The following is a 24521-nucleotide window of genomic DNA, read 5'->3' as shown; positions in this document are numbered from 1 at the left end:
CTGTTAGTTCAAAACTGTTTTAAGGGTTTCTAAATTCTGCTCCATGATGGAGAAATAGTCTTCTTTATTTTTAATATCTTCCTCGGTGACCGCTTCAAGATTATGAAGAGTCATACTTTCCGCACCGATTTCATCCTGAATGACTTTTGCAACACGAGATTCAACATTCTGTTCAAACAGGATATAATTCAGTTCATGCTTCCGGGATTCTTCTATAATCTTTGCAAGCTGCTGCTGGCTGGGCTCCTGTGTAGGGGACAGGCCTGCGATCGCGATTTGTTCAAGACCATACCTCTCCTGCCAGTAGCCATAAGCCGCATGGGATACAAGAATATATTTTGTATTGCTTTCTGCTATCGTTTGTTTAAACTCAGCATCCAATGAAGTAAGCTGTTCTTTCAGAACCTTAAAGTTATCCTCAAACTGTTCTTTTGCTTCAGGTTTTAATTCAGTCATACTGTTCTTTATATTTTTCGCCAGTGTTATAGCCTTTGATGGATCAAGCCAAACGTGAGGGTCATGATCGCCGTGGTGGTGCCCGTCATCCTGGGAGTGGCCATGGTCTTCTTCTTCATGGGAGTGGCTCTCTTCAGAATGCTCATGGCCTTCTCCTTCATAGGAGTGGCCCATTTCAGAGTGGCCGTGTTCTTCTTCTTCATAAGAATGCCCTTCTTCAGAGTGCTTATGGTCTTCCTCATCATGAGAGTGTTCTTCTTCATAATGGCTATGCTCATCCGCCGTTTTTAAAAGTTCAATTCCCTCAGCCGCTTTAATAATTTTCACTTTTTCGCCTTGCAGTGTTTTTTCAGCCTTTTCTGCAAATCCTTCAACACCGGCACCTGTATAGATGAACAGGTCTGCGTCTGCTATATTTGTCATCGTTTTAATATCCGGCTCATAAGAGTGGGCATCAATATTCGGCGGATAAATGCTCTCAACTTCAACTTCATCCCCGCCGATTTTTTTTGCAAAATCCTCAAGAGGGAAAATTGTGGTGAAAACTTGAAGTTTCTCTCCGGTATTTCCCTCACCGGACTTGCCTTCATTATCTGCACCTGAACAGGCTGCCAGGAAAGCAGAGGAGACAAGCATAGTGCCGAGCAGGACATTTTTCCATTTTTTCATTTTCATCGTTTTATCTCCTATTCTCTAAACCAATTATGTAATGTAAGTAGAAATCATTCCGATTTAACCGATAAAAAATAGCTGCGCATCATATTAAAACGTAATGATTACTATTTGTATTCTAATGCAAGAATTTTAAAATAGCAAACAAACATTTTAAGATTTTTCAAAATTATGTTTGACCTTAAACTAACTTTAAGCTTTAGTATTAGGTATGGAAGAACTTTCCGTATTTTAATGGAGGAGGTTTGCAAAATGACATTTCGTTGGGATGGCGGCTTTATTATGGTTTCATGGGATGGATTCGAGGAAGGGGTGGAGTGGTACACAAAGCATTTTGGCTGGAGCTGCCTGGATAAGGTGATTTCGCCGGTCGGCAAAAAAGCCTTTATGAAGATGCCAAGACTGGGGGTTGTCACACTGAAATCTTTTGAAGGGAATTTTGAGCACTTTCAAAAGGGGAGCGGCATTGAAGGTCAATTGAGGCTATGTTTTGAAATATTGGATATTGACAGGTCCCTCACTTATTTTAAGAATGAGGGGATTGAAGTAACTCCGATAGCTGAGCTCCCAGGAGGACTTAAGAGTTTTGATATAATTGCCTTTGAAAAGGCGAGAATCACAGCTGTGTATAATCCCGATGAAGCAGGTCAATTTCCGGATGCGAGAATCACGGGATTCGGTCCTGTTAATGCAAGAATTGCCGTGAGAAATCTGGATGATGCAATCTCCTGGTATGAGGAACACTTAGGATTTAAACTGGCCAAACGCTTTGGGAGCGAGTTTGCTCATATGCAGCTGGAAGATGCTTACGATTGGATTCAGCATAAACAAGTATTCCTTGACAGTGTATGGCTGGAAAAGGCTGATATCGATGCTTTTGAAAAAGGGAGCCCTTCAGCGAGGAATTATTTTGATCTTAGGCCTGATGAGTTTTATCAAACATATGAGCTTTTGTCGAAAAATGGTTTGAGTCCATCAGAAATTGCGGGCAATCCAACCGCAGGGTGGGGCGGTTTCCATTTCTATGACCCTGATGGGAACATGATCAATGTCTGGTCATATCCTTCGTAAAAGAAAGCAGGTACTGCAATGGAAATGAATATACAGAAGTTTGCTGAGCGTACTGGGCTTCCTCCGAGCACTCTCCGTTTTTATGACCGGAAAAAATTGATTGAGCCAGCAGGCCGCAGTGAAAAAGGCTATCGTATTTATACAGAAGAACAGATACACAAGGCAATGGTCATCCATTCTCTCCGGCAGGCTGATATAAAAATAGAAGAAATACAATCCTATTTGCAGGGTGAAGAAGAAGAGAAGATGAATTGGATATCCGGATGGAAGAGGGAATTAGAGGAAAAGCTTGCTTCCATGAATATCGCTAAACAGTACTTGAACTCCATGGATGCTGAAGAGCGGCATCTGCACCTCGTTAAATGGGAGGGGGACAGCTTCTTCATCTGGTTCCGGCGCACTGTCCCAAGGACATTTCATCCTTTTCAAGAGGAAATGTTTGAAATAAGCGAAAGACTGAAGACGTTAAGGATTGAGACAAAGGCAGGGGTATTTGTAAGAACGTTAGAATCAAAGGGAGATACAATAACCGGGGAAGTGGGCTGCCTTTTACAAAACCAGCCCTGCAAAGAAATTGGCTGTTATAGAGACATGTATACTGAGCGGACTGGCCCGAGTTTATTTGCTGCCGTGGAATGCAATGTGTATGATCCTTTCACCTGTTTCCACTTTATGTGGCAGATTCAGAGGTTTGGATTCAAGGCAGAGGGTATTAAAATGGAAAAATATGAATCCCCGGAAAGCCGGACGTTCAGTTATCTCATTCCGCTAAAAAAATAAATTAAATTTTATGCCGCCCGTATGTTTTCATAATTCAATTCCGTCTTACAGATTGAATAGACAAAAAAGGGGGATTTTTGTGAAGAAACATAATGATTTGTCTTCCATCAGTAAAGATATGGAGGAGCTAGCATCTTCATTTGAATACATCGTTCAGCCATACAGGGATCAGCTGTGGCATTATTGCCGGAAGCTGACGGGAACACCGTGGGACGCGGAAGATTTGCTGCAGGACACACTGTTAAAGGCATTTTCTTCTTTATCAAGGGTCGGGCAGGCGACGAATGCAAAAAGCTACCTGTTCCGGATTGCGACGAATACTTGGATGGACCATTTCAGGAAAAAATCGCCTGAGCTGCTTGATATGGAGCTGGAAAGAATTCCGGATGGCGATATCGTGTCTTATTCAGAAGTGCTTGAAAGTGTTGAGATTCTGATTCATCAATTGCCGGCAAAGCAGGCAGCGGCCATTCTATTAGCAGAGGTATACCGTTTCACCATCCGGGAAACCGCTGAGATCATCGGTTCAACAGAAGGAGGTGTCCAATCCTTGCTAAGCCGGGCAAGAGCTAATCTCAAAAGGCAGAGAGCGGTGCCAAACCTTCCTTTCCAAGAGGCAATGCTGACAGATGAAAAAAAACAAGTCATCCAACAGTATATGGACTATTTTGTAAGGGGCGATTTCCAGTCTATCGGCCAGCTTCTTGGTGAGTATGCGACAAATGAAGTGATCGGACAGGGCATGGATATCGGGAAAACACAGATACGGAAGAACTCTATGGGTGACTGGGGCGGCAGTACAGCTGGTCTTTCCGCAAAGCTTGCTGTCTTATGGGGACGGTATACAGTCATCTATACCAGAGATGCCGGTTCAGGCCCTGTTTTATGGGACATTGCCACAGTGGAAATTGAAGAAGGAAAGCTCATCCGGCATAAAAGCTATTATTTTTGCCGGGAATTCCTGGAGGAGGCTGCGGCTGAACTTTCATTAAAGCTTGATACAGAGAAAGACCTGTTTGGACAGGAATGGGAGAGGATCACGGATTATGGAAAGCGTGAACCTTTTTAATCAGAAGATCCCTATTTGATGCAGGTTCAAGGCTGTCTTGTTCACACAAATTCAGCACAGTCAACCATTAGGTTTACGCAAAAAAAGCAACCAGCCGGCGAGCTGATTGCTTATTTGCTTTACTGCTGCCCTGCACCATTCTTAACGGATTCAGCAATCCCGATAACGCGTTTCGCCTGGTATTTGATTGCGCCCTTATAAGCATCCTTATCGCCAACTATTTCATTGTTTTGGTCGACAGTGACGCTTGCTCCATAAGGATTGCCGCCAGCAGGGAATAAAGATTGATCTGAATATCCTGGTGTTACGACAATGGCACCCCAATGGTACATGGTTGTATAGAATGAAAGGATGGTTGCCTCCTGCCCGCCATGGGGGTTTTGTGCAGAAGTCATGCCGCTGACAACCTTATTAACTGTTTTTCCCGAGCCCCAGATGCCGCCGGTTGTATCGAGGAACTGCTTCATCTGGGCTGCCATATTTCCGAAACGGGTAGGTGTACTGAAGATAATGGCATCCGCTTCAGCGATATCATCAGGCGTAACTACAGGAACATCCTTTGTTTCTTCCAAATGGGCTTTCCATGCAGGAACACCTTCAATAACGCTTTCTGGCGCAAGCTCCTGAACTTTGTAGATTGTGGCTTCAGCGCCGGCTTCCTTTGCGCCCTCAGCAGCCCACTGAGCCATCTGGTAATTTGTTCCGGTTGAGCTGTAATAGACGATTGCTAGTTTGACAGTCATAAAAAAATCCTCCATTCAAAGCTAAATTAAAATAATTTTCCTTCATTGTTTACCCCCTCTTTGAGAGATTATACCTTCAATTTTCAATAGGGAAACTTAGGTTTGTGGGTTTGTTTTCTTATTTTTTCAGGAGGAAAAATTTTGAATAATAGCTCACGGAAATTCTTATTTTAATGATATAATTTTAATAATTTAACTATTCTGACGACTGTTTATTCCAGCCCTTTCACCTAAAGAGCCAGGATCAGCTGAATGAGGAGCTATTTTTTGTAAAATAGTGCCTGGGATGGAATTAAGGCCGTCTTTGAAAAAAGGGGTGTAAAAGATTGAAAAAAACAGCGGTATTCCGGGTGCCAGAGTCCATTTTTTACGGGAGGGGCTCCTTTGAAAATATAGGATCGCAAGCGGCTCTTAAAGGGAAGAAGGCATTGATCATTAGTGATAAAATAATGGATCAGCTTGGATATGTGACCGAAGGCAGAGCTTTGCTTAATGATGCAGGTGTTCAAAGCACAGTCTATCTGGGTATTGCATCTGAGCCCACCGATAAATATGTGTCAGAAGCATTGAATCTTTTTAAAAGTGAGCATTGCGACCTGGTGATATCCATCGGGGCGGCAGCTGTATCGATACCGCAAAAGCAATAGCAGTCCTTGCTGCAAATGGCGGCTTTATCGGCGATTATATGGGAGGAAAGAAACTGGCTCTTCAAACACCTGTCCCTCATATTGCTATTCCAACTACAGCCGGTACAAGTTCAGAGGCAACAGATGTAACCGTAATCACCAATACATCCAGCAATGTTAAAATGATGATCAAGCAGCCCGCTTTCTTGCCGGATGCCGCGATTGTGGATCCCCTGCTGACAGTATCTTCGCCAAAGAATATCACCGCGGCTACAGGAATTGATGCTCTAAGCCATAGCATTGAAGCATACTTATCTAAAAAAGCACATCCCATGACAGACACGATGGCCATCTCAGCCATGAAGCTCATTGTGGAAAATATTTTAACCGCTTACAATGATGGCGGAAATCTAGATGCACGAGAGAGTATGAGTCTTGGCTCACTTCAGGCGGGAATGGCATTCTCAAATGCTTCAGTCTGCCTTGTACATGGGATGAGCCGACCGATCGGCGCCTTATTCCATGTGCCGCATGGCATCTCAAATGCCATGCTTTTGCCTGCTGTATTGGAATTCACACAAGGAGCTTGCGTTGAACGTCTTGCTGATATAGGCAGAATCTTTAGGCCTGATATTAATAAGGGTGCCAATGGGGAGGCAACTGAAGTAGCTGTTCAATCTGTAAAAGAGTTATGCAGAAAATTAAATATACCCAACCTAAAGGAGTGGGGGATCGACGGGGAAGCCTTCAAGCAGGCCGTTGGGAAAATGGCAGCAGACGCTATTGACAGTGGCAGCCCGGCTAATAACCCCCAAGTGCCCAGCCAGCTGGAACTGGAGGAACTCTATCATATTTGCTATGACTATGATTTTTCCTCTGAAACTGAGAAGGTGTAAAGGCAGAATGTCACTAATGTTGAGAGGAGCTTTTTAATGGCAATGACATCCCTAAATGTTTTAAGAAACTTTATAAATGGAGAGTGGGTGGATGCAAAAACAAAAAGGTTTGAAGCTGTCCCCAACCCTGCTACCGGCGAGGAACTGGCGCGCACACCGATTTCCACCAAGGAAGATGTGGAGGATGCCGTACAGGCAGCCAGGGAAGCCTATAAAACATGGAGCAAAACGCCTGTCCCTAAAAGAGCAAGAATTCTATTTAAATATCAGCAGCTTTTAATAGACAATTGGGACGAACTTGCAAAACTGATCACACAGGAAAACGGGAAAAACTACAAAGAAGCGTATGGAGAGGTTCAGCGGGGTATCGAATGTGTGGAGTTTGCTGCTGGAGCCCCATCTCTTATGATGGGCAAGCAGCTGCCAGATATTGCGACAAATATTGAATCCGGCATGTACCGCTATCCTGTAGGCGTCATCGGCGGCATCACGCCTTTCAACTTTCCAATGATGGTCCCTTGCTGGATGTTCCCGCTGGCAATTGCCTGCGGAAACACGTTTGTGCTGAAGCCTTCTGAAAGGACTCCGATACTCGCAAACCGGCTGGCAGAGTTATTTACCGAAGCGGGCCTCCCGGGCGGCGTTTTCAATATTGTTCATGGCGCCCATGAAGTCGTAAACAGCCTTATTGACCACCAGGATGTACCGGCCATTTCATTTGTAGGCTCCCAGCCTGTTGCCGAGTATATATATAAATCCGCTTCTGCGAAGGGGAAGCGGGTCCAGGCTCTGGCCGGTGCAAAGAATCATTCGATTGTGATGCCGGATGCGGACCTTGAAGTGGCTGTTAAAGAAATTATTGGTGCTGCATATGGGTCAGCAGGGGAAAGGTGTATGGCCTGCTCTGTTGTGGTGGCCGTAGACTCCATAGCTGAAGAACTCGTGGCAAAGCTGCAGGAGGAGGCAGACAGCCTGACAATGGGAAATGGGTTGGATGAAGATATTTTCTTAGGCCCTGTCATCCGCCAGGAAAATAAAGAACGGACAAAAAGCTACATTGAAATCGGCGAAAAAGAAGGAGCAGTCCTTATACGTGATGGGCGGAAGGATGAAGCTCACCATGAAAATGGGTATTTTATCGGACCGACCATCTTTGATCACGTTGATCCATCCATGAAGATCTGGAAAGAAGAAATCTTTGCTCCCGTTCTCTCCATCGTCAGGGTTAAGAGCCTTGAGGAAGCGATTGAGCTGACAAATCTATCGGATTTTGGCAATGGAGCCTGCCTGTTCACCGACAGCGGAACAAATGTCCGCTATTTCAGAGAAACCATTGAAGTTGGAATGCTCGGCGTCAATATCGGCGTACCTGCACCTATGGCCTTTTTCCCTTTCTCCGGCTGGAAGAATTCTTTCTATGGAGACCTTCATGCAAACGGCTCTGACGGAGTCGAGTTTTATACCAGAAGAAAGATGCTGACTGCCCGCTGGTAAACGGAATGATGGCTCTCTTAAGACACCCATAAAGATAATGGGTGTCTTTATTTATGCTCTTTAGTAATGGAGGCGATCTGCCGAGAATGGGAAAATTTATTAAGATGATGTATTGAGCTGGCTTGCCTTTCTTGCTGATACTGATTCATGGAAATTATATGTATATTATAGATAATTCTACGGACAATAAGAGGAAAAGCTCTAAAGATAGGGCTTGAAATTCATATCATGGAGTGCTGCAGATGAGCTATAACGAGTATTGGGATAAAATTTTTCAGCTGAGTGAAGAGATGACTTCCTTGGTTGATTCTTATTGGAAGAACTATTCCGGTCCTGGTTCATTGCAGTTCTGGGCTGTAGCAGTCCTTCTGGTGCTGCCGCTTGTTTTATTGTATTTTACAGTCGACCGCTAGAGGATCTTTGAGGTGTTCTTTTTTGGATTTATTGTCCACGCGCTTTGGACATATACAGACATTGTGCTCGGTAATTATACCTTGCTCATTCATACATACTATATGTTGCCGATTTTCCCGCATGCTTTTAATATAACGATGTCAGTGCTGCCTGCAGGATTTATGCTGATTTATCAGTATTGCACCAGGAATGGAAAAAGTTTTATCCTGTATACCGTTATTCTCAGTGCAATGTATTCTTTTGTGTTTGCTTCCATAGAGAAGGCGCTCGGCATGGTCGAACTGAATAAGGGAATGAACTTGTTTTACTTGTTTTTGATTGATCTTGGCATTGCTTTTATTGCTTATGTTGGCACAAGGCTAGTGAGGAGAGCACAACTGGGAGCCGATGCAGAATAAAAAAAGGAAATGGGCAGCTGCCATTTCCTCTACAAATATTAATTTTCCCCGTAATACTCATCAATGGCCCTCAGCCAATTGGTTCGTGCTACATCCGAAGCTTTATGGGTATTTTTTTCTTCAAAAGCTTTGATGATTTCCTCATGCTCATCAATTGAGCGGGGCTTCAAAATGATTGTTTTATTATAATAAAGCCTCATTACATGGGCCTGCAGGGAAGATACATAGCTGGTGATGTAAGGATTGTCCGCTTTTTCAATAATAAGATTGTGCAATTGTTCATCTTGTTTCAGTGCTGAAAAGGTATCGCCCCTTAAGAGGGAATCCGCAAAGGAACGGTTGATGGACCTTAATTTCTCAATCGTCGCGCTGTCCATGGATGGTGCTGCAAGCTCTGCAGCAAGCGCCTGCAGGGATCCAAGCGGCGGAAGAATCTTTGTGATATCTTCCGGATTGACGGTAGTGACCTGGGTGCCGACGCCTGGGAACATTTCTACGAATCCCTGGACGCTGAGCAGCTGCAGCGCTTCCCTGATCGGTGTGCGGCTGACGCCGAGCGCTTTGGCAAGGTCGGCATCGTTCAATTTTTCCTGCGGCTTTAAGGTGCCGTCAATGATCCATTCCTGGATTTGCAGGAAAGCGCGGTCTTTGGCCGATACGCGTGCAGGAGAAGCAAAATTGGCAGGGATGGGCATCTATCTTCACCTCTAGTATTTTCATAGGTTTCTATAAATTTTTACTGGATTATACAATTAGTATAAAGAATTAGAAAGAAAAATTCAATATATTGCATAATTCGACAATTTTCTTTATGCAATATATTGCATACGGTCGGATCGTGTGTTATCTTGAGTTATGCAATATATTACGTAACTATTAAACTAAACTGCTTTTATCATTTTCAGAAATTTGCAAGTTGAGAAAAAACTAAGCAGCGAGAATCTTTATCATAAAGGAGAATAGGATGGGATCTAAAATACCGTTTTCTTATGTAGTCGCCGTAGGCTTTATGTTGTTTGCACTTTTCTTTGGGGCAGGTAATCTTATTTTCCCTGCGATGCTCGGACAGTCTGCAGGAACCAGTATCTGGTCAGCCAATGCAGGCTTTATAGTAACTGGGGTAGGGCTGCCGCTATTAGGGATATTGGCGCTTGGCTTTTCCGGCAAAAGCGATCTTCAGTCGCTGGCAGGAAGGGTGCATCCAGCATTCAGTGCGGTATTTACGATGCTTTTATATCTGTCCATCGGGCCATTGTTTGCCATTCCCCGGACAGCAACCGTTTCATTTGAAATGGGCGTAAAGCCGTTTTTAACTGGTAACAGCACGATTGGACTCATTATCTTTTCTGTACTGTTTTTTGCGGTTACAGGCTTCTTTTCTTTAAAATCTTCAAAAATCGTTGATATTGTCGGTAAATACCTGACGCCGATCCTGTTGATTGTAGTGGGCATTTTGATCATTGCCGCTTTTTTCAATCCTATGGGTTCTTTTCAATCACCAGGTGAAAATTATTTAGCCAGCACCTTTTTTAAAGGATTCCAGGAAGGCTATCTGACAATGGATGCACTTGCCGCATTTGTGTTTGGGATTATTGTTGTGGATGCAGTAAAAGAAAGAGGGGCCGCTTCAAGAAAAGAAATCATGCTTTCAATAGCTAAAGCTGGCCTTATTGCGGCAGCACTTCTTGCTATTATCTATACCTCGCTGTCTTATATTGGCGCATCGAGCGTCGGTGAGCTCGGCAGGCTTGATAATGGCGGAGCTGTACTGTCCGGTGCATCAGAATATTACTTTGGTTCATTCGGCGCACTGCTTTTAAGCATCATTGTTCTTGGGGCATGCCTGACAACGAGCATCGGACTCGTGACAGCATGTTCATCTTATTTCCATAAAGTGTTTCCTTCGGTTTCTTACACAGTTTTTGTTGTTATTTTGTCTGTATTCAGCGCCGTCTTTTCCAATATCGGGCTCAGCCAGCTGATCAGCATTTCGGTTCCAGTTCTGACAGGAATTTATCCTTTAGCCATCTGCCTGATGTTCCTTACCTTCCTTCATCCTCTTTTCAAAGGGAAAAAGGAAGTTTACCAGGTAAGTATGCTGTTCACTTTCATTGTCAGCTTATTCGATGGGTTAAAGGCTGCAGGCCTAAGCTTTGGACCGGTTGAAGAGGTATTCAGCACAATTCTGCCATTATATGAAGTCGGGCTTGGATGGATCATGCCGGCCGTAGTGGGTGCAGTGATCGGATTCTTTGTGGCTGCCATTCGCAGCGGCGGTGTATCGCAGGCGAAAGAAAGCATTTGATAGTAGAAAAACCTCCTTTGCGGGAGGTTTTTTGTTTTTGGGTGAAATTGATGCAGGTTGAGAATTGAGGTGGGGATTGTTTGATCTTTGGAGGACTCCAGAGTGGGAATAGAGCAGATAGAGTGCTTCAAGAGAGGTTTATAGAGCACTCTAGAGGGAGGAAAGATTGTACAGAGTGCTTCAAGAGAGGTCTATGGAGCACTCTAGAGTAGGAAAGGAGCGTACAGAGTGCCTCAAACGAAGTCTATGAAGCACTCTAAAGATGGGAAGGAGCGTACAGAGTGATTCAAAAGAAGCCTATGAAGCATTCTGGAGGATGGAAGGAGCGTACAGAGTGCCTCAAACGAAGTCTATGAAGCACTCTGAAGATGGGAAGGAGCGTACAGAGTGTCTCAAACAAAGTCTATGAAGCACTCTAGAGGATGGAAGGAGCGTACAGAGTGCCTCAAACGAAGTCTATGAAGCACTCTAGAGGCTGGAAGAAGCGTACAGAGTGATTCAAACGAAGTCTATGAAGCACTCTAGAGGATTGAAGGAGCGTACAGAGTGCCTCAAACGAAGTCTATGAAGCACTCTAGAGGCTGGAAGAAGCGTACAGAGTGATTCAAACGAAGTCTATGAAGCACTCTAGAGGATTGAAGGAGCGTTCAGAGTGCTTCAAGAGAGGTCTATAGAGCACTCTAGAGTGTGAAAGAAGTGTATAGAGTGCCTCAGGAGAGTCCTATGGAGCACTCCAGATATCAAGAATAGCAAATAGGCTGCCTTAAAAATATGGAGTGAAAAACAAAAATTGCAGGAGGAGATCGGTTTTCTGAATACCAAGAGGGAAGAATCAAATCTCCCCAGCAGGGTAAAAAATCCAAAGTATGGTAAGGTAATAGTATGACAGATAAAGGAGTGATGGATGATGGTTAATGGGATACCTGAAGTAAAGCTTAATGATGGATTGTCCATTCCGGCAATCGGGCTGGGTACATATCAATTGAAGGGGAGTGCAGGCGCCGAGTCGATCCGCAAGGCGATTGATGAGGGAGGATACCGGCTTCTGGATTCTGCGTATAACTATGAAAACGAGGGGACAGTCGGCGAGGCTGTAAAAAGAAGCTCTGTTTCCAGGGAGGATCTGCTCATCACATCGAAGCTCCCGGGGCGTTATCATGAATCAGCAAAAGGGATGATTGCAATTGAAGAATCCCTCTACAGAGCTGGCTTGGATTATTATGATATTTATTTGATTCACTGGCCAAACCCGAAGAGAGAATTGTATGTTGAAGCCTGGCAAACTTTAATAGAAGCAAAGAAAAAAGGGTATGTCCGTTCAATCGGTGTCTGCAATTTCCTGCCGGAGCATTTGGACCGGCTGGAGAAGGAGACAGGGGTTAAACCGAGCATGAACCAGGTCGAATTGCATCCTTATTTCAACCAGGAAGAACAGCGCGCCTATCATGAGAAACATGGTATTCTGACAGAGTCATGGAGCCCGCTCGGCCGCGGCAGCGATCTTCTCGGAAATGGGGATATTCAAAAGATTGCTGAAAAGCATGGGAAATCCATAGCCCAGGTGGTTCTTCGCTGGCATTATCAGCTGGGAGCTGTATCCATTCCTAAATCCTCCTCTGCTGAAAGACAGAAAGAGAATATTTCTATCTTTGATTTTGAACTGGATGTGGAGGATATGGAGGCCATCTCAAAATTAAGCCATCCCGGCGGCAGGCTGCATGACCAAGACCCGGCTGAATATGAGGAATTCTGATCAAAAATGAGCTGGCTACAGCTCATTTTTTTTGCCCAAATTTTAGTGAATGAGGGGGATTGCCTGCTCTCCTTGTCGAAATAAGGTGTGAGAAGAAAGGAGCTGGCAGAATGCAGGCGAACTTGAAATATGAAAAAAGGATAGTCGATATGGAGGAAGTATACCTGATAGGCTTTCGCGTACTTTGTGAGGGAAGCCAATATATAGAGGAGATACCCATGGCAGCTAAGTGGCTGAAGGAGCGGGTTTCCGAAATCCAAGGTGTAAAGGATAGCTGGCGGCAGATTGGCGCATTTGTGGTGAATCCGGCTTCGGAAGATGAAGATGGTTATTGGATAGGGGTTTCAGCTGACCAAAAAGATCAGGTGCCAGAAGGGATGACAAGTCAGACTGTTCCGCCTCAGCGGTATGCTGCGATCCATCATCATGGGCCGAACTCAGATATCCGTAAAAGCTATGAAATATTGCACCGCTGGATAGAAGCTGAGGGATATGAACGGGCAAATGACAGATGGAATCTGGAGATTTATGATTTTAACAGTGATCCTGATAATACTGATCATGTGAACGTGGAGCTATTGGATTCCATTAAGTAAAGAAAGCCCGGAGTATATCCAGGCAATCACATCTATTTTTTTATCGGGCGCAGAAGCGTCAGAATTTCTTCTTCCATTGAAGCGAATTGCTGTTCCACTAAGGTTTTGGCATCTGAAACGGCGCTGTTATAAAAATGAGGGGCGAGTGTCTGTTTTACAAAATCGAGCACCCTTTCAGCTGCAAATTCTGATATTTCTTCGTCACGCTCCTGCAGGAAAAACTCCTGGATATCAGAAACCATGGTTTGCTGCTGTTCTTTCGTCAGCTTGATGAACATATATATATCACTCCTTCGGTTTGCACTTACTATAGTACAAATAGCGGAGCAAATCCAAGACTGTTATTTTCCTGAAATTTATGTACAGCAGGTAATTGGTAAAAGTCTGGAATAGAATTATAGAAATTATAAACATAAGGGAGAGTTAAGGGATGAAATTCAAGCTGGGTGAAGCAATGGAAGTGCTGGAGCGTACACCCCGGGTATTGGAGATACTTCTGGGAGGGCTGTCTCCTGGATGGCTTGGGGCCAATGAAGGGGAAGGAACCTGGAATCCTGTCGAAGTGGTCGACCATTTGATTGAAGGAGAAAAGCATAACTGGGTGCCTCGCCTCAAGTTTATGCTGGAAAAAGGGGAAGAAGAATCATTCCCTCCGTTTGACCGCTTTTCCCACTTGAAAAAGGAGGAACAGACGGTCGCCCGGAAGCTTCATGAATTTAAAGAGATCAGGGCTGAAAACCTGGCTCTTCTGCGGGAACTGATGGTGACCGAAGACAGGCTGGAAGCTGCAGGAAAGCATCCTGCATTTGGAACCGTGAAGGCAAGGGAGCTGGTTTCCACCTGGGCAGTGCATGACCTGACCCATCTTTCACAGATCGCAAGGGTTATGGCAGAAAGATATCGTAAGGATGTCGGCCCTTGGGTAGAGTATCTTGGTATACTCAGCAGAAATGGAAATGCCGGGTTAGGAGAAGAAAAGTGAGAATCCGGAGAATGTTCTTTTCCTTTAGCCTTCTATTTCTTTTGATTGCAGCATGTCCGGCTATCACTGGAGCGACCAAGTGGGTGAGCAGCTTTGTTGTCTGGGAAGGCTATCAGTATACAGTACAGGATGAATATATAGAAGAAAGTGAAATCGAGTCAGAAATCGGGCAAGTGACATCTTATTCAGATATGTATCCTATGGGCGGCAATTTTTCCAATGAGTTTAAGAAAGGAAGCAAATATTTCTCAATAAAAGGAGTGAGTACAGAAGAATCGATTGCAGTGGAAGCAGGGGGCGGGATATATGTAAGAGCTGACAGGGATGGGGAATACACATTTTCAGAATCTGAAGGAAATAAATTTCAGCCGCTGCTTATCCCAGGTCTTGTTATTATATTTGTTCTTTTAATGGCGGGTACAGTTATGGCAGAAACAAAGCTTAAGAAATAAGGAGGGGCCATGGCTAAATATATCAGCATCTTTTTTCTTGGGATCGGATCCAGCATCATACTGTTTTTTATCTTTGCAAGTATTTTTGATGACAGTTCACCGGGGGAATTCGCCGCAGTGACATTTGGCTGCATCATTATTATCTTAGTTTCTTTTTTGATTGCACTTTTGTATTATGTTATCGATCTGGTCAAAAAATTGAAATAGGCACCCATGCAGGGTGCCTATTATTCTGGAAGCTTAGATTCTGCGGCAGTTGCGATTATTGTTAGGGTCCCTGCCGCAATCGAAATTTTCCACAATAGTTTCGTTCACTGTCCTTTCAGTGACAGGGAAATAATTCTCATTGCGGATGATCGTGCGGTTAACATTCACAATTTCCGTCGGGTGAATCCTTCTGATTGTTTTAGTGCGTGTGTTATTGCGGACAACTGTTTCAGTCGGGCTTACAATCGTTTTGTCAGCTGCAGCACGTTCACGGCATTTTCTGCAATTGCATCTCATGACTCCACCTCCCTCATCATGGCGCTACATTATTTTATGATTGAGGGGCTGAGCTTGTACTAGATGAAAGCATCATCTTTTCGCTAAGGAGGGGGGGAACAAGTGATTTTAATAACGGGAGCTTTCTTAAGAAGCATGATCCAGGATGATGGATACAAGAAGCCCAAGGGAGGCGACAAGCCCTGTAACAGGACCGCTGTCTTCATAGGCTTCCGGCATCATCGTTGAAGCGATCATGCTAATGATGCCTCCCCCAGCAAAAGAAGCGATTCCCGCCATCACTTCAGCAGGAGCCCCGGCAAGGAGGCTGTAGCCTGTAAGCGATGCAATGGCAGAGATGGCGAGTACAGTGAACCAGAGCAGAAAAATCTTTGTATAGGAATATCCGCTTTTTTTCATGCCGGCAGTACTGGAGAGTCCTTCCGGAATATTGCTGATGAATATGGCCGCGACTAAGAGGAAGCTGACAGACTGTCCCTCGATCAAACTTGCTCCGATCATGATCGATTCAGGAATTGCATCAATGACGGTGCCGATAAAAATGGCCATTCCTCCGCTTCCTGCAGCCATATGGCTGGACCGTTTCCGTTTATCCGCACCTCTCCGGGAAACTATGCTGTCAAGGATGGTAAAAAGGAGGGCGCCCGAGAGAAATCCGATGCTAGTGGCTAGGATGCCGCCTTCAAGAACGGCATTTCCAATCAGTTCATAAGATGCTGCACCAATCAGTACACCTGTACCGAATGCCATGATCAGCCCTATGATTTTTTGCGGGATAGGCAAAAGCATTGATGCCATTGCCCCCAATAAGACAGCAGATCCTGATAGTCCTCCCCAAAACAAGGCATTCCACATGCAGACTTACCCCCTCGGTTTTTGCGGCTACTCTTAATTTCTCTTTTTAGAGTGCACAGTTGAAGGGGAAACATGCTTATTTTGGTTCCAGGGAAGTGATGTTAGGCTCCTGCCAGTTTCTTTTTGTTATCCCAGTAACTTTGTATGGCTGATATTAATGTCCATTTATCTGTATAAACAGAGGACATTTGTGTTCCTTGGTCTACAAGTACAAATACATTCTTTACGTAATTTATAATGGCGTAGGGAATATTTTGCTGGGTCGAAAGGGTGAGGGTTATTTCGGTCTGCGGGTATTTTTCCAGTATTTTCAGCAGTTCATTCAAATGGTCTTCTTCCAATTCCAGGACTCCTTCATTATGTCTTTAATAAAGAGAATAGCAGAGACTGAGAGTGGCTTCCTGTTTGAGTGTGTTTAAGGAATCATTTTTTTGCTGTGCTTTTCAATATATTGTCAAATTCATCTAACAATGCATCTTTATCTGGATAGCCACATTTTCATTCACCCAGTTATGGTATTATGACTAAAATGGTAAGTTTATACATACTGATATGTGGCTGTTTGGAGGAGACAAAGTGGTTAATTTTACGACTAAAGAAACCGCACATAAAGCAGGCGGAAAACTGGAGGTTCTGGGTGAATTAGCTGCATGTGTTGCACATGAAATTCGCAATCCAATGACAGTGGTTAAGGGATTTCTGCAATTGGCCGGTGAACAGGGGAATACTCCTTTTAAGGAATATGAAAAGGTCATAATGACAGAAATTGACCGGATGGATGAATATTTAGAAGATCTGCTTTTATTGGCGAATCCTCAAGCTGCCCAACATTTTCAAGGAAAAGAAGAGATCGATCTTTTTGCTGAAATAAAGACAGCGGTCAAGACGCTTCAGACTGAAGCCGGAAAAGAGGGGAAAAAACTGCAGATCCACAAACAGAGGGAAGCTTCCTGTTCCATATTTGTTAACCGGCATTACCTTAAGCGCATCACTGAAAATATTATTAAGAATGCAATAGAAGCTTCACAGCCATCTGGAGTAATAAAAGTTGTGGTTGATTCCGCTGATAACAGAGCAAGAATGAGGGTGATTGATACAGGAACCGGAATTCCAGCCGAAAAAATAACCCGGCTTGGAGAACCTTTTTATTCAATTAAAGAAAAAGGAACTGGCCTTGGTTTGACCATCTGCCATAAATTAGTCAAGGCTGATTCAGGAGAGCTCCTGATCAAAAGTAAAGAGGGCTGGGGCACAGCTGTGACTGTCTCGTTTCCAATGTCCCCATCTTTGGAAACTTAAACCTCGTATAAAAAACCGGCAAGAAAGGAGAACAGCTTTAGATGCTCCTGTCTTGCCGGCATGCAGCCCTCACATATTCGTTTTTGGGTTTGTATTGACTCTTCCGTTTTTATTTTCTTTTTCATGCCCGTGCACCTGGTCTCCGCCGTCCCCTTTTTCCTTGGCGATCTTACCCCCAAGACTCACATTCGGAAATTCCTTTTCCGCCATTCCAATCACCTCCATATCAGTAAAATAACCAATGTTAAAGGTTTTTATTTTGGGTTTATGCTGGCTGCCTTTAGCTGCTGTTTCACGTCGTTGACATTCTTGGCATTATGATATCTAATAGTATTAGATAAAATAAATTAAAAGGTGCTGATTATGGATTATAAAGATTTAGTGGATGAATTTTTCCAGAATATAAGCAAATCACCAAAGATGCCTTTCCAAAAGAAAGTCAATGACCTTTCTCATGGGGAAAGGAGTATATTGGGCTACCTGACCTTTATACAAAATGAGGTTACTTCAGGTGAACTGAGTGAAAAGCTGTGCCTTTCAACCCCGAGAGTCGCTGCCGCACTCAAAAATCTGGCAAAGAAAGAATATATCGAGCGGAGCAGGGACGAAAATGACAAACGTCTCGTGATTGTTTCCATTACTCCATTTGGCAGAACTTTTGTAATGGAAGAGCATGGAGAAGCAAAGCGTATTGTCGAAAAGACCTTCAGGAAGCTCGGGGAACATGATGCTAAAGAGTTTGTCCGTATTGTGAAGCGCATAGAAGAAATTCATAAAGAAATGGAATAATGTTCAACCGCGCAATTCGGTTAATCTGCACTTAATATCTAATACTGTTAGATAAAGTCTAAGGGGGAATTTGGCGGATGCTTGCTATGTTTAAGCATTTTAAAGGGAAAGATTGGCTGCTTGTCCTGTGCAGCCTCATATTTATCATTGTACAGGTCTGGCTTGACTTAAAGCTGCCTGAATATATGCATGAAATCACCATGCTGGTCCAGACTGAAGGCAGCAGTATGGGCGATGTCCTTATTCAGGGCGGCTACATGCTATTATGTGCCATCGGCAGTATGGCTGCTGCCATGATTGTCGGCTTTTTTGCCGCCCAGGTTGCTGCCGGGTTTGCCGTACGCTTGCGCGGAATGGTGTTTGAAAAAACAATGTCGTTTTCGATGGAGGAAATCAATGGGTTTTCAACTCCAAGTCTGATTACCCGTTCGACCAATGACATAACACAAATCCAGCTGCTGATTGCTGTTGGATTGCAGGCGATTGTCAAGGCGCCGATACTGGCTGTATGGGCCATTTTAAAAATAATGGGCAAGAGCTGGCAGTGGACTGCAGCGACCGGGATTGCTGTTGCCGTTCTTATGGTGATGCTCGCTGTCATCATTGTCATTGCCCTCCCTAAATTCAAAGTGATCCAGACTTTAACAGACAACCTGAATCGCGTGACAAGGGAAAACCTTACTGGAATCCGGGTAGTCAGGGCCTATAATGCTGAGGAATTCCAGGAAGACAAGTTTGAAAAGGCAAACAGCGAGCTGACGAGGACCAATCTTTTTACAGGCAGGACGATGGCGATCATGATGCCGGTTATGACATTGATCATGTCGGGAATCAATCTTGCCATCTATTGGATTGGTGCCTTTATCATCAACAATGCTGCTTTGCCAGACAAACTGACTCTTTTTTCTGATATGGTCGTGTTCTCTTCTTACAGCATGCAGGTCATAATGGCTTTCATGATGCTTTCCATTATCTTTGTGATGCTGCCGCGTGCGACGGTATCCGCAAAGAGGATCAATGAGGTGCTGCAAACAGATTCCAAAATCCTTGACGGCAGCTTAAGAGGGAATGATGCAAAATCTGCAGGGGAGATTGAGTTCCGGAATGTAAGCTTCAAATACCCGGATGCGGCAGATTATATCCTGCAGAATATCAGCTTCACTGCCCATAAAGGGGAGACTGTCGCTTTTATCGGATCAACAGGCAGCGGAAAAAGCACCTTGCTTAACCTGATTCCCCGCTTTTATGATGCCACAGATGGCGAGGTGCTGGTTGACGGCATCAATGTTAAAGAATACAGGCAGGAAGATCTCCGCAATAAGCTTGGATATGTTTCGCAAAAGGCTGTATTGTTCAGCGGCACAGTATCGGAGAATATCGCTTACGGCACCGGGAGGACAGAACCTGAAGAGGAGATAGAAAGAGCGGCAGAAATAGCGCAGGCATCTGAATTTGTTGAAAAGTTGGAAGACCAGTATAAAGGCGCGATTTCCCAGGGAGGAACCAATCTTTCAGGCGGCCAGAAGCAAAGGCTGTCCATTGCCAGGGCCATTTATAAGCAGCCGGAAATTTATCTGTTTGATGATTCCTTCTCGGCACTTGATTATAAAACAGACAGGCGGCTGCGGTCACTTTTGAAAAAAGAAACCAGTGACAGCACAACCCTGATTGTTGCCCAGCGAATCGGAACCATCAAAGATGCAGACCGCATTGTAGTGCTGGATCAAGGAAAGGTTGCCGGCATCGGTACGCATGAAGAATTGCTGGACAGCTGCAGCGTGTATCAGGAGATTGCCTATTCTCAGCTGTCAAAGGAGGAACTGGAAATTGGCTAATAAAAAATCTAACCGCAAAAGGGCTGGGCAAAAAGGCAGGCCAGAGGCTATGGGGCCTGCAGGCGGGCAAAAGCCAAAGAATTTCAAAAAGACTATTAAGAAGCTGGTTTCCTATTGCAGGGCCTATCTGCCGTTTATTGTGACTGCCCTTGTTCTTGCAATGGCAGCATCAATCTTCAGTATCATCGGTCCAGACCTTCTCAGCAGGATCACTGACCTGATTGCAGACGGACTGATGGCGAAAATCGATTTGGACGAAGTAGTAAGTATTGCTTCCATCCTCGCCTTTTTGTACGGATTGGGTTTTCTGTTCAATTATATTCAAGGATTCATCATGGCAACAGTCACCCAGCGGGTATCCAAGAACTTAAGGAGTGATTTATCCTCCAAAATGAACCGGATGCCTTTGAAATACTTTGATTCAGGCAGCACCGGAGATGTGCTAAGCCGCGTGACAAATGACGTCGACCTGATCGGGCAAACGATGAATCAGAGCTTAAGCACATTGGTATCAGCCATCACAATGTTCCTCGGCTCGCTCGTCATGATGTTCTATACAAACTGGATCATGGCTGTATCTGCCATTCTTTCAACATTAGTCGGTTTTGTGTTTATGAGTTTCTTAATATCCAAGTCTCAGAAATACTTTGCCCAGCAGCAGGCAGAGCTGGGAAGGCTTAACGGCCATATTGAAGAAATATATTCAGGCCACAGCGTTGTAAAGGTATATAATGGAGAGCCGGAAGCAAAGGCAGCCTTCCACGAAATCAATACAAGGCTGTACGAAAGCGCATGGAAGTCGCAGTTCCTTTCAGGACTGATGATGCCGATTATGATGTTTGTCGGCAATTTCGGGTATGTCGTAGTATGTGTGGTTGGCGCAGTGCTAGCGGTAAACGGCTCAATTACATTCGGCGTAATCGTCGCGTTCATGATCTATATCAGACTGTTCACCCAGCCGCTTTCCCAGCTTGCACAGGCAGCCGCAAATCTGCAGTCGACAGCCGCTGCAAGTGAGCGTGTTTTTGAGTTTCTGGCTGAAGATGAGCTGGAAAATGAAGATAATAAGAAAACTGTTCTCACTGATGTCAAAGGGGAAGTTGAATTTAAGAATGTCCGCTTTGGCTACAGTGAAGATAAAATGATCATCCATGATTTTTCTGCTCTCGCAAAAGCAGGGCAGAAAGTGGCAATTGTCGGACCGACAGGGGCAGGAAAAACAACCATCATCAATTTGCTGATGCGCTTTTATGAAGTAAACGGGGGAGAAATCCTGATTGATGGTATGCCGACAAAAGCGTTGAGCCGTGAAAAATTGCGCAGCCTGTTCTGCATGGTGCTTCAGGATACATGGCTGTTTGAGGGGACAATCCGTGAAAATATCGTCTATTCCAGAAAAGGTGTAAGTGATCAGGAGGTAGTGGAAGCAGCCAAAGCCGTTGGCCTGCATCATTTTATCCAGACGCTCCCAATGGGATATGATACCATCCTTGACGATAAAGCCAATCTTTCAGCTGGACAGAAGCAGTTAATTACCATAGCACGGGCCATGGTAAAAGATGCGCCGCTCCTCATTCTGGATGAAGCGACAAGCTCTGTCGACACACGCACAGAAGTATTGATCCAGGAGGCGATGGATAAGCTGACAGCAGGCAAAACTTCATTTGTCATCGCCCACAGGCTATCCACCATCAAAAATGCCGACCTGATTCTCGTCATGAAAGACGGCGACATTATCGAAAGCGGAAATCACGAAGAACTGCTGGGGCAGAATGGTTTTTATGCTGATTTGTATAATAGCCAGTTTGAGGATGCTTCTTAAGAGTAGATCAAGTGTGGTTTTGGTTTGTTGAGGAAAAACAGTTCATTTGGTGAATCAGTTTAATAAATTTTAGATTGGGATTAAGAGTTATGAAGAAGGAACCATTTTTTTAGCCGAAAGACAAAATAGTTTAAACGAGAGAACTGGACAAAAAGTACTTTCCAAATAGTCGGGAAAAAGATACTAATTACCGCACCGGAACTAGAGGGTCTCTCTTATCGGTTAGGGAATCAGGTTTATGTGTCTGTCTGATTTATAGTGTGAAGGATTCCGCTTATTTAGAAATTCCCACTAAAAACTGGCCATATAGACGGAGAAATTCCGCTTAAAGACTCAAAAAGCGTGAGAATGTGATGATTTACTTTGCATAAGCGGAAAATCTCACCTTATTTTTCTCAGAACGAGCTCTTTTCTGTATTTAGACGGAAAATCTCCGCTTATTTTTCTTTTGCAGGTTCAACCTGTCTAACATTATGGGGTCACTTCACAATGGCATCCTTTGATATTTGCAGAAAATTGAAGTCATTATTTTAAGGGAAAGCTAAAATAATGAATCCCGCAAGAGATAGAAGAAGTCATTATCTCACCCGAGAGCGAAATAATGATGCATTGAGAACTATGCGACAAATCCCCATAAAAAAAGAAAAAACCCGGCATCATGCCGGGATTTTTCAATTAATCTGCAATATTTATTGTGACCGAATCCATTTCTTTCTCCATTAATTGTTTGCCTGAGCCTTTGGAATAACTGATCTTCGGTACGAAGGTAAGTGTTTCTGCCTTGGCGTCGAGTGAATATATGCTTGTTTTCCAGTCGAATGAAACACCATTATCATGGCTGACACCGCCATTACCTTGAATTTTATATTCATTCCCAAGATTATCTTTTACATCTGACATTTCGACAGTCACGAAAGGATACTCATCCAGCGTTGATTTTTCAACTATAAAGCCATAAGTGAGAACTGCTCCCAAATCAGTTTTTTTCAAAGAATTAAAGCTTAGGCTGATATCATCGTGCTTAACCGTCCTGGACAGTTTCTGTACATTACCATTAAGCTGTTCGAGCGAGAACTGAAATTTCCAATCACCTTTGAACTGCTCGTTAGTCGCCCTATTTTCAAATATTTTCGGCTCCCAGTTCACCAGGATTTCCTCCGGATTGTTACCGCTGAAATGAGGGGTTACTTCTTCAATGCCGGCATAGGTTGTGTCGTTAATTTTTTCTATGGTGCCTGTCCCACCCATGCCAGTAGCATCTTCCACGTCTAACCAACCTTCCGAACGAGGTGTTGGACCAAGTTCTTTGTCCGTTTGGATAGCGTACGTTAGGATGATATTAGTACCGTCATATACAGCATCCTCAATCATGATATCGATACCATTGCTTGATTCAACCTGATTGATAACGGTGGCCAAATCGCTGTAGCTTCCCGGCAGTTCTTCAACCGAAAAATAGGAAAGGATACTTTGGATAAAGGGAACCTGGTTCGCGACAGCCGGTACGGATACCAGGCTGGCTGAAACAACCGCTGTTACGAGAATGGCTGCTGCGGCCATATGTGCTGGTTTAAATCTCTTTCTAGGACTGCTCTTTGAGAGTATATAATTTCTCATCTCTGCCTTCTGCTTATCGGACAATGGTTCTGGTTCAACATCATCCACATCCATATTTAATAGCAGTTCTACATCTTTATTCAAAGGAATCTCTCCTTCAGCTTATGATTTTTTGCGAGTTTTTTCTTACCCCGATACAGGCGGTTATCTACAGCGGCGACAGACAGGCCGAGCGATTCGGCGATTTCTGAGGCTGACAGGTTCAGGTAGTACTTTTGGATAAATATATCCCTGTCCAATTCAGGGAGGGTGCTAAGGGCAAGGAGCATAGTGTTTCGTTCTTCTTTTCTTACCAATTGCATCTGGACATCCTGCTGCCCCGGGTACTCATAGATCATATGATCATCCTGCTCCCGCACTCCCTGCCGTTCAAGCTGCCGAAACAGGTCAATGCTTTTATATTTGGCGAGCATGCCGATCCATTTCTTGAAATCCTCCGGTTTTCCTTCAAATCTGCTGGCCTGCTCCCAAACCGCCAGGAAAATATCGTTCAAGCATTCCTGGATTGCGCCGTTTCCATAAGCCGATAAAGCTTTCCGGCAGATTGCGTGGACAAGGGGCGAGTATTCATCAATGATATATTCAAGGGCATCTTCTTTTTTCTTCTTTAGCCGCTTGATAAAATTCCGATCATTACATTTCATCTATATTCTCCTTTAATTTTCGAAAAAGCTTTTTCATTAACTATATCGGAATCCGGAAAAGAAAACTCTCAGCTTTTATCATTTTTTTTTGGTTTACAATCAAAGGGATTGAAAGGGAAAATTTTGAAAAATTGAAACCTATCCAGCTTTCAATCGTAAATATAGGAAAACCCTCTGGAAAGGAGCTGTAAATAATGGACAGATTAATTTTCTTATGGGCTGCCGGAATATACCTGCTGCTGTCGCTTATACTTGCTCCAGTTCAATATCGATATATAAAAGAGCTGAAAAAAATGGATCAGGAGCGAAAAGCACAAGGAAAAGCTCAGGATGAGTTTTATGACGACATGACCTTTGAGAATCAGCTGTTGCATTATAATGCTCAAGGGTTCCTCTTTTGGGGAGCGAACCTGATTGCTTCTTTATTTTACAAACTCAAAAAGGGATAA

The 24521-nt window shown here is 44.0% G+C and carries 27 protein-coding genes and 1 pseudogene; 18 read left to right on the top strand and 10 right to left on the bottom strand.

The genetic code is table 11. The annotated features are described in order from the left end of the window. Positions 1 to 3: 3 nt before the first annotated feature. The gene (locus Q9R36_RS23215) at positions 4 to 1131 is read right to left on the bottom strand and encodes a metal ABC transporter solute-binding protein, Zn/Mn family (protein ID WP_311225958.1); all 1128 of its coding nucleotides are present in this window, start codon (positions 1129 to 1131) and stop codon (positions 4 to 6) included. Between the two features lie 249 nt (positions 1132 to 1380). Here Q9R36_RS23215 and Q9R36_RS23210 point away from each other — a divergent pair, with 249 nt between their 5' ends. From Q9R36_RS23210 to Q9R36_RS23200, 3 genes are all read left to right on the top strand, one after another. Next, a complete protein-coding gene (locus tag Q9R36_RS23210) occupies positions 1381 to 2199 on the top strand; it encodes a VOC family protein (RefSeq protein ID WP_224897604.1) in 819 nt (272 codons plus the stop codon). An 18-nt stretch (positions 2200 to 2217) separates the two neighbouring features. Continuing rightward, the gene (locus Q9R36_RS23205; protein ID WP_311225957.1) at positions 2218 to 2979 is read left to right on the top strand and encodes a MerR family transcriptional regulator; all 762 of its coding nucleotides are present in this window, start codon (positions 2218 to 2220) and stop codon (positions 2977 to 2979) included. Positions 2980 to 3058: 79 nt separating this feature from the next. Then, on the top strand, positions 3059 to 4048 hold the full coding sequence (locus Q9R36_RS23200) for an RNA polymerase sigma factor (RefSeq protein WP_224897600.1): 990 nt from the start codon (positions 3059 to 3061) through the stop codon (positions 4046 to 4048). 119 nt (positions 4049 to 4167) lie between these two features. Here Q9R36_RS23200 and wrbA read toward each other — a convergent pair whose 3' ends face one another. After that, positions 4168 to 4791: an NAD(P)H:quinone oxidoreductase type IV gene (gene wrbA, locus Q9R36_RS23195; protein ID WP_224897598.1), complete on the bottom strand. Its 624-nt coding sequence runs from the start codon at positions 4789 to 4791 to the stop codon at positions 4168 to 4170. Between the two features lie 326 nt (positions 4792 to 5117). Here wrbA and Q9R36_RS23190 point away from each other — a divergent pair. From Q9R36_RS23190 to Q9R36_RS23175, 4 genes and pseudogenes are all read left to right on the top strand, one after another. Continuing rightward, positions 5118 to 6313: pseudogene (locus tag Q9R36_RS23190) on the top strand (iron-containing alcohol dehydrogenase). Positions 6314 to 6349: 36 nt separating this feature from the next. After that, positions 6350 to 7807 carry a CoA-acylating methylmalonate-semialdehyde dehydrogenase gene (locus Q9R36_RS23185; RefSeq protein ID WP_311225956.1) on the top strand — a complete coding sequence of 486 codons (1458 nt, stop codon included), beginning with the start codon at positions 6350 to 6352 and terminating at the stop codon, positions 7805 to 7807. A 242-nt stretch (positions 7808 to 8049) separates the two neighbouring features. Then, positions 8050 to 8220: a hypothetical protein gene (locus Q9R36_RS23180; RefSeq protein ID WP_311225955.1), complete on the top strand. Its 171-nt coding sequence runs from the start codon at positions 8050 to 8052 to the stop codon at positions 8218 to 8220. A gap of 12 nt (positions 8221 to 8232) precedes the next feature. Next, the gene (locus tag Q9R36_RS23175) at positions 8233 to 8619 is read left to right on the top strand and encodes a hypothetical protein (RefSeq protein WP_311225954.1); all 387 of its coding nucleotides are present in this window, start codon (positions 8233 to 8235) and stop codon (positions 8617 to 8619) included. 38 nt (positions 8620 to 8657) lie between these two features. Here the strand turns inward: Q9R36_RS23175 and Q9R36_RS23170 are convergent, their stop codons facing one another. Continuing rightward, complete coding sequence (locus Q9R36_RS23170) at positions 8658 to 9314, bottom strand: GntR family transcriptional regulator (RefSeq protein WP_101547980.1); 657 nt, start codon at positions 9312 to 9314, stop codon at positions 8658 to 8660. A gap of 269 nt (positions 9315 to 9583) precedes the next feature. Between Q9R36_RS23170 and brnQ the strand changes: the two genes are divergently transcribed. From brnQ to Q9R36_RS23155, 3 genes are all read left to right on the top strand, one after another. After that, positions 9584 to 10924, top strand: coding sequence for a branched-chain amino acid transport system II carrier protein (brnQ, locus tag Q9R36_RS23165; protein ID WP_311225953.1), 1341 nt, complete (start codon positions 9584 to 9586; stop codon positions 10922 to 10924). Between the two features lie 907 nt (positions 10925 to 11831). Next, on the top strand, positions 11832 to 12677 hold the full coding sequence (locus Q9R36_RS23160; RefSeq protein ID WP_224950493.1) for an aldo/keto reductase: 846 nt from the start codon (positions 11832 to 11834) through the stop codon (positions 12675 to 12677). A 110-nt stretch (positions 12678 to 12787) separates the two neighbouring features. Then, the gene (locus Q9R36_RS23155) at positions 12788 to 13273 is read left to right on the top strand and encodes a GyrI-like domain-containing protein (protein WP_311225952.1); all 486 of its coding nucleotides are present in this window, start codon (positions 12788 to 12790) and stop codon (positions 13271 to 13273) included. A 32-nt stretch (positions 13274 to 13305) separates the two neighbouring features. On the opposite strand, the gene Q9R36_RS23150 is transcribed toward Q9R36_RS23155, so the two are convergent. Continuing rightward, a complete protein-coding gene (locus Q9R36_RS23150; protein WP_009793479.1) occupies positions 13306 to 13551 on the bottom strand; it encodes a DUF2164 domain-containing protein in 246 nt (81 codons plus the stop codon). A gap of 152 nt (positions 13552 to 13703) precedes the next feature. Here Q9R36_RS23150 and Q9R36_RS23145 point away from each other — a divergent pair, with 152 nt between their 5' ends. Genes Q9R36_RS23145 through Q9R36_RS23135 form a run of 3 tightly spaced genes read left to right on the top strand, consistent with a single transcriptional unit; the run spans position 13704 to position 14914 of the window. Then, positions 13704 to 14255, top strand: coding sequence for a DinB family protein (locus tag Q9R36_RS23145; protein ID WP_129612709.1), 552 nt, complete (start codon positions 13704 to 13706; stop codon positions 14253 to 14255). Then, on the top strand, positions 14252 to 14707 hold the full coding sequence (locus Q9R36_RS23140; protein ID WP_311225951.1) for a hypothetical protein: 456 nt from the start codon (positions 14252 to 14254) through the stop codon (positions 14705 to 14707). The genes Q9R36_RS23145 and Q9R36_RS23140 overlap by 4 nt, the downstream gene beginning before the upstream one ends. A gap of 9 nt (positions 14708 to 14716) precedes the next feature. Then, positions 14717 to 14914, top strand: a complete 198-nt coding sequence (locus Q9R36_RS23135) for a hypothetical protein (RefSeq protein WP_009793482.1) — start codon at positions 14717 to 14719, stop codon at positions 14912 to 14914. A gap of 33 nt (positions 14915 to 14947) precedes the next feature. Here the strand turns inward: Q9R36_RS23135 and Q9R36_RS23130 are convergent, their stop codons facing one another. From Q9R36_RS23130 to Q9R36_RS23120, 3 genes are all read right to left on the bottom strand, one after another. Next, the gene (locus Q9R36_RS23130; protein ID WP_129612712.1) at positions 14948 to 15211 is read right to left on the bottom strand and encodes a CotD family spore coat protein; all 264 of its coding nucleotides are present in this window, start codon (positions 15209 to 15211) and stop codon (positions 14948 to 14950) included. Between the two features lie 126 nt (positions 15212 to 15337). Then, positions 15338 to 16066, bottom strand: a complete 729-nt coding sequence (locus Q9R36_RS23125) for a ZIP family metal transporter (protein ID WP_009793484.1) — start codon at positions 16064 to 16066, stop codon at positions 15338 to 15340. A 101-nt stretch (positions 16067 to 16167) separates the two neighbouring features. After that, entirely contained in the window at positions 16168 to 16407 is a 240-nt protein-coding gene (locus Q9R36_RS23120; protein ID WP_009793485.1) for a hypothetical protein, read from the bottom strand. 235 nt (positions 16408 to 16642) lie between these two features. On the opposite strand from Q9R36_RS23120, the gene Q9R36_RS23115 reads away from it, so the two are divergent. Beyond that, positions 16643 to 17365: a sensor histidine kinase gene (locus Q9R36_RS23115; protein WP_187445369.1), complete on the top strand. Its 723-nt coding sequence runs from the start codon at positions 16643 to 16645 to the stop codon at positions 17363 to 17365. Positions 17366 to 17434: 69 nt separating this feature from the next. On the opposite strand, the gene Q9R36_RS23110 is transcribed toward Q9R36_RS23115, so the two are convergent. Beyond that, complete coding sequence (locus tag Q9R36_RS23110; protein WP_022543939.1) at positions 17435 to 17575, bottom strand: hypothetical protein; 141 nt, start codon at positions 17573 to 17575, stop codon at positions 17435 to 17437. Between the two features lie 153 nt (positions 17576 to 17728). Here Q9R36_RS23110 and Q9R36_RS23105 point away from each other — a divergent pair, with 153 nt between their 5' ends. The 3 genes from Q9R36_RS23105 (at position 17729) to Q9R36_RS23095 (ending at position 21811) form a co-directional block, all read left to right on the top strand. Then, complete coding sequence (locus Q9R36_RS23105; RefSeq protein WP_009793488.1) at positions 17729 to 18154, top strand: MarR family winged helix-turn-helix transcriptional regulator; 426 nt, start codon at positions 17729 to 17731, stop codon at positions 18152 to 18154. Between the two features lie 77 nt (positions 18155 to 18231). Continuing rightward, positions 18232 to 19989, top strand: coding sequence for an ABC transporter ATP-binding protein (locus Q9R36_RS23100; protein ID WP_311225950.1), 1758 nt, complete (start codon positions 18232 to 18234; stop codon positions 19987 to 19989). Positions 19990 to 20038: 49 nt separating this feature from the next. Beyond that, positions 20039 to 21811 (top strand): ABC transporter ATP-binding protein, encoded by a 1773-nt coding sequence (locus Q9R36_RS23095; protein ID WP_311225966.1) that lies wholly within the window; start codon positions 20039 to 20041, stop codon positions 21809 to 21811. Positions 21812 to 22486: 675 nt separating this feature from the next. On the opposite strand, the gene Q9R36_RS23090 is transcribed toward Q9R36_RS23095, so the two are convergent. Both Q9R36_RS23090 and Q9R36_RS23085 read right to left on the bottom strand, forming a co-directional pair. Continuing rightward, positions 22487 to 23512, bottom strand: coding sequence for a DUF4179 domain-containing protein (locus tag Q9R36_RS23090; protein WP_311225949.1), 1026 nt, complete (start codon positions 23510 to 23512; stop codon positions 22487 to 22489). Continuing rightward, entirely contained in the window at positions 23509 to 24072 is a 564-nt protein-coding gene (locus Q9R36_RS23085; RefSeq protein WP_101547952.1) for a sigma-70 family RNA polymerase sigma factor, read from the bottom strand. Before Q9R36_RS23085 ends, Q9R36_RS23090 begins: the two co-directional genes overlap by 4 nt. Positions 24073 to 24266: 194 nt before the next feature. On the opposite strand from Q9R36_RS23085, the gene Q9R36_RS23080 reads away from it, so the two are divergent. Then, positions 24267 to 24521, top strand: coding sequence for a DUF3949 domain-containing protein (locus tag Q9R36_RS23080; protein WP_101547950.1), 255 nt, complete (start codon positions 24267 to 24269; stop codon positions 24519 to 24521).

The sequence above is a fragment of the Bacillus sp. AG4(2022) genome, from assembly GCF_031844465.1.
Lineage (GTDB): Bacteria > Bacillota > Bacilli > Bacillales > Cytobacillaceae > Bacillus_AB > Bacillus_AB infantis.
This window is presented reverse-complemented; position numbering and strand designations above follow the sequence as displayed.